This is a genomic window from Streptomyces kronopolitis, from assembly GCF_014646275.1.
Classification (GTDB): domain Bacteria; phylum Actinomycetota; class Actinomycetes; order Streptomycetales; family Streptomycetaceae; genus Streptomyces; species Streptomyces kronopolitis.
This window is the reverse complement of the sequence record NZ_BMND01000102.1, coordinates 1-727: the sequence shown is the minus strand read 5'-3', so window position 1 is coordinate 727 and position 727 is coordinate 1. Positions and strand designations below refer to the sequence as shown.

Here is a 727-nt window from a genome sequence, read left to right as displayed (position 1 = left end):
ATTAGAACCCTTAATTTTTTACTAAGGTTTCTACTAAGTCGTTTGATTAAAGGCAAGTATTTAGAGAAAAACAAAGGCGATTCTATCTTAGTGTGATCAGATCCTGTCAAAAAAGTCTTTAATCCAAAGTCAAAACCCACGCTCTTATCGCATGCGGTTTGCTTGTTAGGATTGTTTTCTAATTCACAGACTAGACACAAGAAATAATCGCCTGTGTTGCCTCTCTTAATGGTTAAAGTTTTTATTTTTCCTATAAACGCATAAGTTTTGATGAACTTGTAGCTATAACCATTAAAAGAAACAACATTGTCTTTTATCTCAAACCCCACTCCCTTATTCAATCCTGTCTTTTTGTCAATTTTGCTCTTAAAAGTGAAAGACTTGTAATTGGCTACTTTTTTGAATCGTGGCAGTTTGGCTTGTTTGTTAAAGAATTTTTTGAACGCTTTGTCTATCCTCTCAGTCAAATCTTGCAGGGTTTGTGAGCCTAGGGTTTTTAAAAAAGCATAACGATGGGTCTTTTTTAGCTTGGTGATGTGTTTTTGCAGATCGTAAAGTTTTAGATACTTTTTGAAAAGCCTGTAATAGCGTTTGTGCAAGGCGATACAATGATTATACAGCACACCATAACGACTTAATAGTGTGTCTATATGCTTAGTCTTATCATTGGTGTAGAGCTTTTGTTTGTAGGTTATCAACATAATTTTTCCATTTTTCTTTTTGCTTA

1 protein-coding gene is annotated in these 727 nt (G+C 33.8%); it reads right to left on the bottom strand.

Features of this window, described 5'->3' with window-relative positions; genetic code table 11:
* The coding region (locus tag IEY78_RS33805; RefSeq protein ID WP_229700343.1) for an RNA-guided endonuclease InsQ/TnpB family protein at window positions 1–727 on the bottom strand (727 nt) is incomplete at both ends.